Origin of the sequence: Caulobacter mirabilis (assembly GCF_002749615.1) — a bacterium.
In the GTDB taxonomy this organism is placed as follows: domain Bacteria; phylum Pseudomonadota; class Alphaproteobacteria; order Caulobacterales; family Caulobacteraceae; genus Caulobacter; species Caulobacter mirabilis.
The window spans coordinates 1940418-1953446 of record NZ_CP024201.1 but is presented as its reverse complement, the minus strand read 5'-3'; the positions used below and the strand labels follow the sequence as shown (position 1 = coordinate 1953446).

The following is a 13029-nucleotide window of genomic DNA, read 5'->3' as shown; positions in this document are numbered from 1 at the left end:
CGCCGAGCCTGTGGCTGGATCCCGGCCTTCGCCGGGATGACCGGAGTTTGAGACAGTCCCTAGGCCGCTGCAATGCGCTCTTCGATCATCGGGGCCAGCCAGTCGATCCGGTCCAGAAGACGCATGTGCGTGCTGTGCGGCAGGACGGCCAGCCAGGCGCCGGGGATCATCGCCTTCATCTCGGCGGCGTGCTCGATGCGGACGAAGTCGTTGTCGCCGATGGCCAGCAGCGTCGGCGCGGCGATCGCGCCGAGCTGCTTCGGCGTCCAGCCCGTCCAGCCCGTCAGCATGGCGTTCACCCGTTCGACCGAGGCCATGAAGCTGTCCGGCTTGGGGTTGTTGCGGGCGTAGCTCTCCGACCACGCCTTGAAATCCTCTTCGGTCGGCAGCAGGGCCGCCAACTCCGGCGACGGAACGTGGGTCGGGTCCTTCTGCAGCTTGGCCAGCTCCGGCTGATAGCCGTCGAGGCTGTAGCTGACGGCCAGCGCCGAGAGGCTGGCGGCGATCTTCGGATGGCGGATGGCGACGGCGGTGCAGATCATCCCGCCCAGGCTGAAACCGCACAGGTGGGCCTTGGCGACGCCGAGGTGCGCCAGGACCCCGGCGACATCGTCCGCCATTCGGTCCAGCGAGATCGGCGCCCCCTCACGGTCGCCCGTATGGCCGTGGGCCTGGGGCTCGATGGCGATCACCGGCCGCGCCGCCGACAGGCGCGGAATGACCGTCTTGGCCAGGTCGGTCTCGATGGTCTGCAGCCCGCCGCCGATCAGGACCATCGGCGTGGTGCCGCCGGTCGGCGATCCGCCGTGCAACTCGTAATAGACCCGCAGGCCGTCGACCTCGGCGTAGCCGCCCGTTCCGCTCGTCTTCTGCATGGCGTTTCCCCTTCCCGCGCCGGCCAGGCCCGCGGCGAACGCCGCGGCCGAACCCAGCAGGATCCTGCGATCGGTTTCGTAGGTCATCGTCGCGTCTCCCTGCCCTTCCCTGGCAAGGACGAAGCACGGACGACCGATCCGACATCGGGATCGAAGAAAGTTCAACCTTGGCGGAAGGGCGAGAATTCCTCGGCCAGCCAGTCCATCTCCTGCCGGACGGCGAGCCGTTCCTGGTCCAGGTAGCGGCGCACCGGTTCGCGCAGGCCCGGGTCGGCGATCCAGTGGGCGCTGTAGACCTCGGCCGGCAGATAGCCGCGGGCGATCTTGTGCTGCCCCTGGGCGCCGGCCTCCACGCGCGGCAGGCCCAGCCGGATGCCGTGCTCGATGGCCTGATAGTAGCAGAGCTCGAAATGCAGGAAGGGCACGTCCTCGACGCAGCCCCAGTGGCGGCCGTACAGGCAGTCGCCGCCGATCAGGTTCAGCGCCCCGGCGACCCAGCGGCCGGCCTTGCGGGCCAGGATCAGCAGCACCCGGTCCGCCATCCGTTCGTGCAGCTGGGTGAAGAAGGCCCGGGTCAGATAGGGCTGCCCCCACTTTCGCCCGCCGGTGTCCTGGTAGAAGTCGAAGAAGGCGTCCCAGTGCGCCGGCGTCAGCTCTGCCCCGGTCAGCGCCACGATCTCGTCGACCGCCGCCTGGGCCTCCCGCCGCTCGCGCCGGATGGTCTTGCGCCGCCCGGACGAGAGGGCGGCCAGAAAGTCGTCGAAGGTCGCGTAGCCGTTGTTGAACCAGTGGTACTGCTGGTCCTGGCGCGGCAGCAGGCCGGCGTCGCCCAGGAACCGCCAGTCCTCGCGGGCCGGGAAGGTCACGTGCAGGCCGGAAGCGCCGAGCCGCTGGCACAGGGTCAACGCCCCGCCGAGCAGGGTCTGGCGACCTTCGATCGGGTCGATGTCCGGCCGCACCAGCAGCCGCGGCCCCGTCACCGGCGAGAACGGCGAGGCGCACTGGAGCTTGGGATAGTACCGCCCCCCGGCCCGCTCGTAGGCGTCGGCCCAGGACCAGTCGAACACGTACTCTCCCTGGCTGTGGCTCTTCAGGTAGAGCGGCATGGCGGCGGCGACCCGGCCGGCCTCGTCCTCGACCGTAAGATGGTGCGGCGCCCAGCCGGCGGCGTCGCAGGCGCTGCCCGACTGCTCCAACGCATCCAAGAAGTCGAAGGAAACAAAGGGGTTGTAGCCGACGCCGATCGGCGCGCAGGCGTCCCATGACGCCCGCTCCACCTCGGCGATCTGGCGATGGACGCGAACGGCGGGCTTGAGGGCGGGACTCACGACCCGACCAAGATAGGCGGCGCAAAGCGTAGCGGAAAGATGCTCCCCTCTGGGGGAGCTGTCGGCGCGGAGCGACGACTGAGGGGGTCTGAGGGGGACGGCCGAGATAGACCCCCTCCGTCTCGCCTTCGGCGAGCCACCTCCCCCAAGGGGGAGGATCCTAGGCCGAGAAGCCTTCGAAGATCAGGTTGTCGCAGTGGGGCTTCAGCCTCAGCCACTCGTCTTCCGACCGCACGGTCCAGGCCACCACCGGCATGCCCTCGTCGCGGAAGCCGGCGGCGCGGTCGGACGGCAGGGTGCGGGCGTCCAGGGCCAGGAAGTCCGGCCGGGCGATCGAGACCTGCTCCAGGTTGGCCAGCGATTTGCGGATCTCCGGCGACAGCTTCATCGCGCTCTCGTCGTTCCAGGCGTAGCTGTCCAGCCCGCGCAGGATGTGCGGCTGGTGGTCGGCGAACCAGGCGTGGCTGTAGGGATTGAAGCCGATCACGCAGGTCGGGCCGTTGTGGTCGAGCAGCACGTCGCTGACCCGTCTTTCCAGGGCCCCGACCTCGCCGAACGGCGTCTTCAACTCGATATGAATCATCGCCCGGTGGCCGACCTCGACCAGCACCTCGGCCAGGGTCGGGATCCCCTCCTCCGTCCCGGCGAGGCGCAGCTCGCGCAGGTCGTGCAGCGAGCGGTCGGTCAGCCGCCCCTCGGCGCCGGTCAGACGCTCCAGGGTCCAGTCATGGAAGACGACCGCCTCGCCGTCGGCGCTGAGCTGGACGTCCAGCTCGATGCCGTAGCCGCCGACGCAGGCGGCCTGGAAGGCGGCCAGGCTGTTCTCCGGCGCGCCGTCCGGCGACCACAGACCGCGATGGGCGATGGCCGGCCCGAACAGCAGCTCCCAGGCCTCGCCGAATTCGCTGACGTCGGGGCGAGGCCGGTGTTTCATCACGCGATCTCCACCACCGCGTCGACCTCGACCGCGAAGTTGCGCGGCAGGCGATAGACGCCCACGGCCGAACGAGCATGGCGGCCGGCCTCGCCGAACGCCTCGACCATCAGGTCCGAGCAGCCGTTCACGACGCTGGGGATGTCGTAGAAGTCCGGTCCCGACTGGACGAAGCCTCCGAGTTTCACGACCCGCTTCACGCGGTCGAGGTCGCCGTCGCAGGCGGCGCGCATCTGGGCGATCAGATTGATCCCGCACAGGCGGGCGGCGCGCTGGGCCGTCTCCAGGTCTACGCCCTGGCCGACGATGCCGGTGACGCCGCCCGAGGCGTCCAGCGACACCTGGCCGGAAATGTGGATCAGATCGCCGATGCGCACGAAGGGCACATAGTTGGCGATGGGAGCGACCGGATCGGGAAGCGTGATGCCGGCGGCGGCGAGGCGTTGTTCGACTTTGGACATGAACAACGGTCTACCGCGCCCGGATTGATCGCGGAAGCGCCATGAAAAAGGCCCGGGCCTTGAGGGGCCCGGGCCTTCACGCGAACTTGACCGGTGCGGCTGGGGGGAGCGCCGCGGCGGCCGGCTCGCTTACTTCGCGGCTTGCAGCTTCTCGACGGTCGCGGTGACGCGTTCGTTCAGCGGCTTCACCGAGTCCTTCACGGACGCGGCGACGGTTTCGCCCCACTTGCCGACTTCGGCCAGGTAGGCTTCCAGCGAGGTCTTCACGAAGGCGGTCTGGAGCTCGACGGCTTCCTGCACCGACTTGGCGCCGGCCAGGGCCTTGGCGGCCGCGACCTGGTCCTCGACGGACTTCTTCGAGTAGGCCATCGCCTGCGCGCCCAGGGCTTCAGCGCCCTTGGTGGCGGCGGTGACCGAAGCCACGACGGCTTCGAGGTTCTTCTTCGAGTGGGCGTTCAGTTCGTTGAGGGTCGCCAGCGACTTCTCGACGTTGTCCTTGAACGCTTGATTGCCCGCGGTGGCGAACTGCTCGACCGTGGTCTTGAGGGTCTCGGCGCCGGTGGTGGCCATCGGAGTGTCTCCTGAGAGGTCTGGGGAGGACCTTAGAAACGGGATCGAGAACGCGGACAGCGCCCTCTGCTGACCCGCGTTCTCTCATGTTGCAGTGCAGCAGTCAACGACTTTTTGTGCACTGCACAATGAAGCTTTAGCGACGGTTCGCCACACCCGTATCGGGAGAGATTTTACGATTCCCCCTTGCCGCCGCTGGGTCGGGCCGGGAATCCCTCAACAGTTGTTTACTTTAGCGAAAGGCGGAAGGATGCATGCTAAGTATGCAGCCCGAGACGCTTTTCGGGGGGCGTCATGTTCCTTGGTTCTAACGACGGACGCAGCATGTTCCAGGCCGCCCGCCGCGCGTTTTTCGCACTTGCCCTCGCCGCCTTCGCGACTGCGGGGGTCGCCGCTCCAGGCGTCGCCCTGGCCCAGGTGCCCTACCTCTCGCTCAAACCGACGCCCGCGACCGAGACCAAGTACGCGGCGATCGTGGTCGACGCCAACACCGGCGAGGTGCTCTACGCCAAGCGCGCCGACAGTCCGCGCTATCCGGCCTCGATCACCAAGGTCATGACCATGTACCTGGCCTTCGAAGCGTTGGCCGAGGGTCGCATCCGGTCGACCGACCTGATCACCGTCTCCTCCCGCGCCGCCTCGCAGCCGCCGACCAAGCTCGGCGTCGCCGCCGGCGACACGGTCACGGTCGACGACGCGCTCAAGGCCCTGGCCACCCGCTCGGCCAACGACATGGCCGTCGCCGTCGCCGAGCACATCGCCGGCAGCGAGCAGCGCTTCGCCGCGCTCATGACCCTGCGGGGCCAGGAGCTGGGCATGACCAACACCCGCTTCGTGAACGCCTCCGGCCTGCCCGACAGCCGCCAGGTGTCCAGCGCCCGCGACATCGCCATCATGTCGCGCGCCGTGATGCGCGATTTCCCGCAGTACTACGGCTACTTCTCGATGAAGTCGTTCGACTTCCGCGGCCAGACCATCCGCAACCACAACCGCCTCATGGGCCAGTTCGCCGGCATGGACGGCCTGAAGACCGGCTACATCAACGCCTCGGGCTTCAACCTCGCCGCCTCGGCGGTGCGCGACGGTCGTCGGCTGATCGCCGTGGTTCTCGGCGGCCGCTCGACCTCCAGCCGCGACGATCACGTCGAGGATCTGCTGCTGACCGGCTTCGACGTGCTGAAGCGCCGCTCGCTGGGCGAGAACATTACGGTCGCCCAGTCGATGTTCGAACCGACCGAAGGCCCCATCGACCGCCCCTCCACCGCTCAGGGCGACGGCGAGCAGGACGGCCTGCGCGTGGTGCTGACCGAGGGCCCGGCCCTGCGCGGCCCCCTCACCATTCAGCGCAGCATGCAGCCGGTGGCCAACCCGGCCGAGCGCGCCGCTCCGGCGACGCCGACCAAGAAGACGGCGGCGGCGCCGAAGAAGCCCAAGGGCCAGTACGTGGTCCAGGCTGGCGCCTTCAAGTCGAAGTCCCAGGCCCGCGAGCAGCTGGCTCTGATCAAGAAGCGCTTCGGCGCGGCCTTCCGCGACTCCGAGCCGGCGGTCGGCGATCCGTCCGGCGGCTTCTACCGCGTGCGCTTCGAAGGCATGACCGCCGACGCCGCCAAGTCCGCCTGCCAGACCCTCAAGGCCAAGAAGCAGGCCTGTATGGTGATCGCGCCCTAGTCGCCCTCGACGGCGGCGGGATACAGTTCGGGTTCCACTGCCTCGGAGACGCGCCGTGAGGATCAGCTCCACGATCGCCTACGTTCTCGCCGCCGCCCTGCTGGCTGGAAACATCGGCTACGCCCTCGGCGCCGGGACCTTCGACGCGGTCCGGATGCTGCTGCCTCTGGCCGTTTCGCTGGCCATCCTCGGCGGCGGCCTCCTGCTGGCGCGGCGCTGGTCGCGCAAGCACGGCGGCGAGATCGGCTGAGAGCATCTCTCAGGGCGACGATCGAGCTCGATCCCCGTTCCGTCACCCTCGCGGTTGTCGCCAGGACCCATGAACACGGCAGCGGAAATGCGGCGCCGCCTCATCCGCTTCACCACGCAGGGGTCGTCGCGACAAGCGCAGCGATGACGGTGAGGATGACGGTGAGAATGCGCTACCGCTTGAGCAGCGTATCCCTGGCCGCGTTCAGTCGCGCGGCCAGGCCGCTGCTGCCGCCCTTGTCCGGATGCACGGCGCGGATCAGGCGAGCGTAGGCGGCCTGGATCTCCTCGCGGCTGGCCCGGGGGCCGACGCCGAGGATGTCGCGCGCCTCGGCCAGGGCCGCGTCCGGCGGCGGCGCGCCGGGGGCCTCATTCGCCAGCCCCGTGCGGCTCGACACCACCAGCCCCAGCCCGATCGCCCCCAGGACCGCGCCGACCACATAGCCGCCCCGCAGGGCCGCGAAGCCGCCGGCTGCCAGGACCGCCATCCCCACCACGCTGGTGACGATGCGCAGCTCGCGCTTGAGCAGGAACGGCCGCGCGCGGCGGCCGGCCCAGACCAGCGCCGCGAACACGGCGATCCCGAGAAGGACGTAGATCATGCGCCGCTGTGTAGCCCGCCGATCACTCCGCGGCGAGCAGCTCTTCGCCAGTCCATTGCGACAGGCCGACGGCGTGCAGCAGGGCGCGCAGCTCCTGGCGGGTCGAGACGTGGCTCAGCGATACCGGCACCGGACGCACCTTGGCCGACAGATCGGCGACCGTGAGCCCGAACGGGAACAGCTCGCGGTAGACGACCCGGTCGCGCAGACCGGGCCCCGTGCGGAAGCCGACCCGCTTGGACAGGGCCATCAGCCGGTCGTCCACGCGCTTGCGATTGCGGGCCTCGACGCTGGCGAGGCGGTTGCGCAGCACGATCCAGTCCAGCGGCGCGCGCTGGCCGGCCAACGCCCGCTGCTTGCGGGCTTCCCAGACGATCTCGGAATAGAGGCCGGGCTTCTGCAGATCGAGGGTGACCGGATCGACGTGCCCGAGCATGTCGAAGTCGACGAAGCTGTCGTTCATCGGCGTGACGATCAGGTCCGCCCGGGCGTGGGCGGCGCGGGACAGCGGGGTGTCGCCGCCGGGGGTGTCGATGATCACGAACTCGGCGTCGGCGCGGGCGCGCTCGAAGGCCGCGTCGAAGGCCGCCATCTGCTCTTCCGCCGACGCCTTGGCCAGGGCGACGCCGTCCTCGGACGGATGCCGCGCCAGGGGCTGCGGCAGGCCGACATCCTCGCTCTGGGAGGCGATCCAGGCCGCCCGGCTGGCGAAGAAGCGGGCCATCGAGGATTGCCGCAGGTCGAGGTCGATCACCGCGACCCTGGCCCCGCCGTGCAGCAGGCCGGTGGTCAGGTGGACGGCGATCGTCGACTTGCCCGCCCCGCCCTTCTCGTTGCCGATGACGATGACGTGTGGCTGCGCGTTAGCCATTTGTTAGCCCCATACCAGTCCCCGACTCACTCTTCGGGTTTACCTTGACGAGACACCGCCGCCGCGAATGGGGCAATCCCGCGGCGTCAACTTGTCCACAGACGGGTTGTCACGGCGTCGTGTGCTCTCTAAGCCCCCGACACATGAGCGCTTCGCCCCTGCCCGTCGTCCGCACCGTCGCCGCACTGCGCGCCCAGGTCGCCGCCTGGAAGGCCGCCGGGGAGCGCGTCGCGCTGGTCCCGACCATGGGCGCCCTGCACGACGGCCACCTGTCGCTGATCCGGCTGGGCAACGCCCGCGCCGACCGCACCGTGGCCTCGGTGTTCGTCAACCCGACCCAGTTCGCGCCGCACGAGGACTTCGACAGCTATCCGCGCGGCGAGGGCCGCGACGCCGAGCTGCTGGCCAGCGCCGGCTGCGCCCTGATGTTCGCCCCGACCGTTACGGAGATGTATCCGGACGGCTTCGCCTCGGCGGTCAGCGTGACCGGCGGCGTCGCCGGGCCGCTGGAGGGCCAGTCGCGGCCGCATTTCTTCGGCGGAGTGGCGACGGTGGTGACCAAGCTGCTGAACCAGTGCCAGCCGCACGTCGCCATCTTCGGCGAGAAGGACTACCAGCAGCTGGCCGTGATCCGCCGGTTCGTGAAGGACCTGGACATGCCCGTCGAGATCGTCGGCGGCCCGACCGATCGCGAGGCCGACGACCTGGCCCGCTCCTCCCGCAACGCCTACCTGACCCCCGAGGAGCGCGCCCGGGCCAGCGCCCTGCCCGCGGCGATGAAGGCCGCCGTCGAGGCCCTGCGCGGCGGAGAGGCCGTCGAGGCCGTCGAGGCCGGAGCGATCTCGGCGCTCAAGTCGGCCGGCTTCGCCAAGGTCGACTACGTCGAGACCCGCGACGGCGAGAGCCTGGAACGGCTGGGCCCGGGGATCGTCGGCACCGGCGCGCGGGTGTTCGTGGCCGCCTGGATGGGCCGGACGCGGCTGATCGACAACTGGGCGGTCTAGCGTCGTTCTCTCCCTTTGGGAGAGGGGGACCATCCGAAGGATGGTGGAGAGGGTCCTCGGCGGCGGAACCTCGTTAGGCCCCCTCCACCATGCTGCGCATGGTCCCCCTCCCCCCGTGGGGGAGGATCACGACGTCACCAAGCCCCCAGCTCGCGCAGCTGCTTGGCCAGGTCCTGGGGCACCGCCTCGTCGCCGCCGACGGCCAGGTCGGGCGGGACGTCCTTGGCCTCCAGGTAGCGCCACCCCTGGAAGGCGCGGCGCGGCTGGGGCGCGGTCTCGATCAGGGTCGGCTCCAGATAGATCCGGCAGGGCTGCTGGCCCTCCTCAAGCGTCACGATCTCCTCGATCGCCTGGCGGACCAGGATCTGCCCCTTGATCACCCAGTAGAGCGAACCGCCCTCCAGCAGCTCGGCGGCGCGCTTGGGCGTCTGGCGGGTCGGCACGACCGAGCGATGCCCCTGGGCGGCGCGCTGGGCCCGCCAGGCCCGCAGGTCCTCGACGCTGTCGATCCCGACGCAGAGCTTGATCAGGTGGAGCGGCATGGGCCTCTCCTACGCCGCCGGCTCCAGCTTCGCCAGCGTCACGCCCTCGCTGACCTGCGCGCCGGCCTCGGCGGACAGCTCGGCCACCACGCCGTCGAACGGCGCGGCCAGGGCGTGCTCCATCTTCATGGCCTCCAGCACCAGCAACGTCTGCCCCTTGGCCACCGTGTCGCCGGCCTTCACCGCCACGGACACGATCTTGCCCGGCATCGGCGAGAGGACGGCGCCGTCGGAGTCGCCATCGAGCTCGCCGTGATGTCCGGCCGGCTCGAAGTCGAATTCATGGACGTCGCCGTCGCCGAACACATGGATCGGCCCATCGCCGAAACTGCTCGGAAGGATGCCGTCGGCCTCGGGCTCCCGGCCATCGAGGGTGATATCCCACCCCCAGTCCTTGCCTTCGCCGGATACGGCGACGTCCACCAGGCGCGATTGGCCGTCGAGCCGCATCGGCAGGCGCATGCCCGCCTTCGGCGCATTCATACGGAAGCCGAACAGGCGCGACGGCGCGCTTTCCCAGACGTCGCGCTCGTACTCGGCGGCCATGAAGGTCTCGAGCCGTTCGCTGATCGCCGACAGCAGCACCGCGTCTCCGGGCTCGCGGGCGACCAGCCCCTCCAGCCGCGCCTCGATGAAACCGGTGTCCACGTCGCCGGCCACGAAGTCCAGATGGTCGGCGCAGCGGGCCAGGAAGGCGGCGTTGGTCTTCACCGGCCAGACCTCGACCGAGCGGCAGGCGTCGGCCAGCTCGGCGGCGGCGGCCTCGCGCGTGTCGGCATGGACGATCAGCTTGGCGATCATCGGGTCGTAGAAGGGCGACACCTCGCCGCCCTCCTCCACCGCGCTGTCGACGCGGATCTCGTCCTCGGGCAAGCGGAAGTGCTCCAGCGGCCCGGTGCTGGGCAGGAAGCCGGTGGCCGGGTTCTCGGCGTAGAGGCGGGCCTCCATGGCCCAGCCGTTGATCGCCAGGTCGCTCTGCTTCAGCGGCAGCGGCTCGCCGGACGCGACGCGCAACTGCCATTCGACCAGGTCCTGGCCGGTGATCGCCTCGGTGACCGGATGCTCGACCTGCAGCCGGGTGTTCATCTCCATGAACCAGATGCGGTCGGCCTTCAGGCCCTCGCTGGCGTCGGCGATGAACTCGACCGTGCCAGCGCCGACATAGTTCACCGCCTTGGCGGCCTTCACGGCGGCCTCGGTGACGGCCGCGCGGGTCGCCGCGTCCATGCCCGGGGCCGGGGCCTCCTCGATGACCTTCTGGTGGCGGCGCTGCAGCGAGCAGTCGCGCTCGAACAGATGCACGACGTTTCCGTGGCTGTCGCCGAACACCTGCACCTCGATGTGGCGCGGGCGGGTGACGTACTTCTCCAGCAGCACCCTGTCGTCGCCGAAGCTGGCGGCGGCCTCGCGCCGGCAGCTGGCCAGGGCCTCGAGGAAGTCGGCCTGCGCCTCGACCTTGCGCATGCCCTTGCCGCCGCCGCCGGCCACGGCCTTGATCAGCACCGGGAAGCCGATCGCCCCGGCCTCCTTGGCCAGGCGCGCCTCGGACTGGTCGTCGCCCAGGTAGCCCGGCGTGGTCGGCACGCCGGCCGCGATCATCAGCGCCTTGGCGGCGTCCTTCAGGCCCATGGCGTTGATCGCCGCGGGCGGCGGGCCGACCCAGATCAGGCCGGCGTCCGTCACCGCCTGGGCGAAGCCGGCGTTCTCGGAGAGGAAGCCGTAGCCGGGGTGGATCGCCTCGGCCCCGGTCGCCTTGGCCGCGGCCAGGATCTTCTCGGCGACCAGATAGCTCTCGCGCGCCGGCGCCGGGCCGATCAGCACCGCCTCGTCCGCCTCATGGACATGGGGGGCGTCCGCGTCCGCTTCGGAATAGACCGCGACGGTCCTGACCCCGAGCCGGCGCGCGGTGCGGATGATGCGGCGGGCGATCTCGCCCCGGTTGGCGATGAGGACGGACTTGAGCATGGCGTTCGATCAGATCTGGTAGAAGCCGATGGCCATCAGGCCGACGACCAGGAACAGGAACAGGCAGATGGTGGCGACCCACAGCACGCTGGTTTTCACCAGCGCGCTGACCACGCCGGAGCCATAGGCCCCGCGCAGGGTCATGAACAGGTTCACCGGCGACCATATCGTGGCGGCCAGCAGCGCCCAGCTCTTCACCGGCGCCGGCAGCAGCAGGGCGATGGCGAAGCTCAGGAAGGTGAAGCTGAGATAGTTCATCGACACGATCAGGTGGTCGTAGACGAAGATCTTCCGGCGGTAGAAGTACATCAGCGCCAGGAAGGCCGCGAAGATCGGCAGCAGCAACACGGCCAGGCGGTGGCCCCAGCCGAAGGCGATCATCATGAAGTACTCGGGCGACTCGACGGTCTTCTTCAGCTGGCCGTCGAACCAGTCGAGCTTGCGGTTGAAGTCAGCCGGGTTCTCGCCGGTCACGCCCTCGCGCTTGATCTCGTCGAGGATCGACCGCGGCGTCGGGAGGCCGTCGGCCAGGACCTTGCCCTGCTCGTCGACGACCTTGCCGTCGACCATCCGCCCGGTCTTGACCCCCTCAGGCGTCGTGACGTTGACGCTGTAGCCCGGCTCCCGCTCGGCGCGCCCGGCCTGCCCCTCGGCCGCCGGCGGATGATCCGCGGCGTGCTTGAGGTCGTGGGTCCATTTATGGAGCACCAGCTCCGCCGCCAGGATGAAGATCAGCAGCGAGACCAGGAAGGTCCGGAACGGCGGCACGTGCCGGGCGCGCTTGCCGTCGAAATACTCCTTCGACAGCCGGCCGGGATCGAGGAACAGCCGCGGGACGGTCCGCCACAGGCGGCCGTCGACGTGGAACATGCTCTCGATCGTCTCCCAGGTCAGATGCAGGATCGACCGATGGTGGTCGGCGTACTCCTGGCCGCAAGCGTGGCAGAAGCGGCCGGTCAGCTCGGTCTCGCAGTTCATGCACCGGGTTCCCGGCGGCGGCGGCTCGTGCGCGGACGTGCCGTCCGACTTGAACCGCGCCATCCAGCCGCCCAGCGCCCCGCCGGTAATCGCCTCGACTTCCTTCACCTAAGCCCCCCGCGTCCCCACACGCCCGATCAGACCGTCCAGGACGGCTTGCGCTTCTCGAGGAAGGCGCGGACGCCCTCCTTGCCTTCCTCGCTGGCCCGGCGATCTGCGATCAGCTTGGCCGTCTCCTCCAGCAGCTCGTCGTCGATCGGCAGGCCGGCGACGTCCTCGACCAGTTGTTTCGAGGCGCGCACCGCTCCGGGCGCGCAGGCCATGATCTCGTTCGAGAGCCGCTCCATCGTCGCCTCCAGACTGGCGACGTCGTCGACCACCTCGTCGACCAGGCCGATCTTCTCGGCGAAGGCGGCGTCGAACAGGCGGGCGGTGGCGAACAGGCTCTTGGCGCGGCGCGGGCCGATGGCGGACACCACGTGCGGGCTGATGGTCGCCGCGACCAGGCCCAGCTTGGCCTCGGAGAAGGCGAACTTGGCGTCGTTCAGGGCCACGGCGTAGTCGCAGGCCGCGACCAGGCCGGCCCCGCCGCCGAAGGCCGGCCCCTCGACCAGGGCCACGGTCAGCTGCGGCAGCTCGCGCAGGGCCAGCAGCATCTCGGCCAGGGCCAGGGCGTCCTGACGGTTCTCGTCCTTGCTGAAGCCCGCGGCGGCGCGCATCCATTCCAGGTCGGCGCCGGCGCTGAACGCCCCGCCCGCCCCGCGCAGGAAGACGATCCGCACGCCGTCGGCGTCGCGCAGGGTCTCGAAGGTCTGGCGCAGGGCCGCGATGACCTCGGCGTCGAAGGCGTTCTTCCGGTCCGGGCGGTTGATCATCACCACCGCCACGCCCGAGGGGCTGGCGTCCAGGATGACGGTGTCGCTGAGGGCGTCGGTGTCGGCCACCTCGACGAGCGGATCGGCGATCGGATTGGTCATGGTCT

At 69.9% G+C, this 13029-nt stretch carries 14 protein-coding genes; 3 read left to right on the top strand and 11 right to left on the bottom strand.

Going from position 1 to position 13029, the window contains the following annotated elements; translation table 11 throughout:
* Nucleotides 1-59: 59 nt before the first annotated feature.
* From CSW64_RS09595 to CSW64_RS09575, 5 genes are all read right to left on the bottom strand, one after another.
* Nucleotides 60-962 carry an alpha/beta fold hydrolase gene (locus CSW64_RS09595; RefSeq protein WP_099621895.1) on the bottom strand — a complete coding sequence of 301 codons (903 nt, stop codon included), beginning with the start codon at nt 960-962 and terminating at the stop codon, nt 60-62.
* A gap of 74 nt (nt 963-1036) precedes the next feature.
* Nucleotides 1037-2203 (bottom strand): GNAT family N-acetyltransferase, encoded by a 1167-nt coding sequence (locus CSW64_RS09590; protein WP_099621894.1) that lies wholly within the window; start codon nt 2201-2203, stop codon nt 1037-1039.
* A 160-nt stretch (nt 2204-2363) separates the two neighbouring features.
* Nucleotides 2364-3137, bottom strand: a complete 774-nt coding sequence (locus tag CSW64_RS09585; RefSeq protein WP_099621893.1) for a glycerophosphodiester phosphodiesterase family protein — start codon at nt 3135-3137, stop codon at nt 2364-2366.
* Nucleotides 3137-3598 (bottom strand): RidA family protein, encoded by a 462-nt coding sequence (locus CSW64_RS09580; RefSeq protein WP_099624190.1) that lies wholly within the window; start codon nt 3596-3598, stop codon nt 3137-3139. The genes CSW64_RS09585 and CSW64_RS09580 overlap by 1 nt, the downstream gene beginning before the upstream one ends.
* A 129-nt stretch (nt 3599-3727) precedes the next feature.
* On the bottom strand, nt 3728-4168 hold the full coding sequence (locus CSW64_RS09575) for a phasin family protein (protein WP_099621892.1): 441 nt from the start codon (nt 4166-4168) through the stop codon (nt 3728-3730).
* Nucleotides 4169-4462: 294 nt separating this feature from the next.
* Here CSW64_RS09575 and CSW64_RS09570 point away from each other — a divergent pair, with 294 nt between their 5' ends.
* Both CSW64_RS09570 and CSW64_RS09565 read left to right on the top strand, forming a co-directional pair.
* On the top strand, nt 4463-5836 hold the full coding sequence (locus CSW64_RS09570) for an SPOR domain-containing protein (protein WP_245863880.1): 1374 nt from the start codon (nt 4463-4465) through the stop codon (nt 5834-5836).
* A 55-nt stretch (nt 5837-5891) separates the two neighbouring features.
* Nucleotides 5892-6086, top strand: coding sequence for a hypothetical protein (locus tag CSW64_RS09565; protein ID WP_099621890.1), 195 nt, complete (start codon nt 5892-5894; stop codon nt 6084-6086).
* A 172-nt stretch (nt 6087-6258) separates the two neighbouring features.
* On the opposite strand, the gene CSW64_RS09560 is transcribed toward CSW64_RS09565, so the two are convergent.
* Together CSW64_RS09560 and CSW64_RS09555 are read right to left on the bottom strand one after the other, a co-directional pair.
* Complete coding sequence (locus tag CSW64_RS09560; protein ID WP_099621889.1) at nt 6259-6687, bottom strand: J domain-containing protein; 429 nt, start codon at nt 6685-6687, stop codon at nt 6259-6261.
* A 22-nt stretch (nt 6688-6709) separates the two neighbouring features.
* Nucleotides 6710-7558: a division plane positioning ATPase MipZ gene (locus CSW64_RS09555; protein WP_099621888.1), complete on the bottom strand. Its 849-nt coding sequence runs from the start codon at nt 7556-7558 to the stop codon at nt 6710-6712.
* Between the two features lie 143 nt (nt 7559-7701).
* Here CSW64_RS09555 and panC point away from each other — a divergent pair, with 143 nt between their 5' ends.
* Nucleotides 7702-8562, top strand: coding sequence for a pantoate--beta-alanine ligase (gene panC, locus CSW64_RS09550; RefSeq protein WP_099621887.1), 861 nt, complete (start codon nt 7702-7704; stop codon nt 8560-8562).
* 134 nt (nt 8563-8696) lie between these two features.
* On the opposite strand, the gene CSW64_RS09545 is transcribed toward panC, so the two are convergent.
* The 4 genes from CSW64_RS09545 to CSW64_RS09530 are packed head-to-tail and all read right to left on the bottom strand — an operon-like array spanning nt 8697 to nt 13024.
* Entirely contained in the window at nt 8697-9104 is a 408-nt protein-coding gene (locus CSW64_RS09545; protein ID WP_099621886.1) for a DUF1489 family protein, read from the bottom strand.
* 9 nt (nt 9105-9113) lie between these two features.
* Complete coding sequence (locus tag CSW64_RS09540) at nt 9114-11069, bottom strand: acetyl/propionyl/methylcrotonyl-CoA carboxylase subunit alpha (protein WP_099621885.1); 1956 nt, start codon at nt 11067-11069, stop codon at nt 9114-9116.
* A 9-nt stretch (nt 11070-11078) separates the two neighbouring features.
* Nucleotides 11079-12155, bottom strand: a complete 1077-nt coding sequence (locus CSW64_RS09535) for a DUF3667 domain-containing protein (protein ID WP_099621884.1) — start codon at nt 12153-12155, stop codon at nt 11079-11081.
* A gap of 29 nt (nt 12156-12184) precedes the next feature.
* Nucleotides 12185-13024: an enoyl-CoA hydratase-related protein gene (locus CSW64_RS09530; RefSeq protein WP_099621883.1), complete on the bottom strand. Its 840-nt coding sequence runs from the start codon at nt 13022-13024 to the stop codon at nt 12185-12187.
* Nucleotides 13025-13029: the final 5 nt, after the last annotated feature.

Bases quoted from the DNA above. Each gene is read 5' to 3' on its own strand.
- CSW64_RS09585 (WP_099621893.1), bottom strand. From the start codon at position 3,137: ATGAAACACCGGCCTCGCCCCGACGTCAGCGAATTCGGCGAGGCCTGG.
- CSW64_RS09555 (WP_099621888.1), bottom strand. From the start codon at position 7,558: ATGGCTAACGCGCAGCCACACGTCATCGTCATCGGCAACGAGAAGGGC.
- CSW64_RS09595 (WP_099621895.1), bottom strand. From the start codon at position 962: ATGACCTACGAAACCGATCGCAGGATCCTGCTGGGTTCGGCCGCGGCG.
- panC (WP_099621887.1), top strand. From the start codon at position 7,702: ATGAGCGCTTCGCCCCTGCCCGTCGTCCGCACCGTCGCCGCACTGCGC.
- CSW64_RS09580 (WP_099624190.1), bottom strand. From the start codon at position 3,598: ATGTCCAAAGTCGAACAACGCCTCGCCGCCGCCGGCATCACGCTTCCC.
- CSW64_RS09545 (WP_099621886.1), bottom strand. From the start codon at position 9,104: ATGCCGCTCCACCTGATCAAGCTCTGCGTCGGGATCGACAGCGTCGAG.
- CSW64_RS09530 (WP_099621883.1), bottom strand. From the start codon at position 13,024: ATGACCAATCCGATCGCCGATCCGCTCGTCGAGGTGGCCGACACCGAC.
- CSW64_RS09570 (WP_245863880.1), top strand. From the start codon at position 4,463: ATGTTCCTTGGTTCTAACGACGGACGCAGCATGTTCCAGGCCGCCCGC.
- CSW64_RS09560 (WP_099621889.1), bottom strand. From the start codon at position 6,687: ATGATCTACGTCCTTCTCGGGATCGCCGTGTTCGCGGCGCTGGTCTGG.
- CSW64_RS09540 (WP_099621885.1), bottom strand. From the start codon at position 11,069: ATGCTCAAGTCCGTCCTCATCGCCAACCGGGGCGAGATCGCCCGCCGC.
- CSW64_RS09575 (WP_099621892.1), bottom strand. From the start codon at position 4,168: ATGGCCACCACCGGCGCCGAGACCCTCAAGACCACGGTCGAGCAGTTC.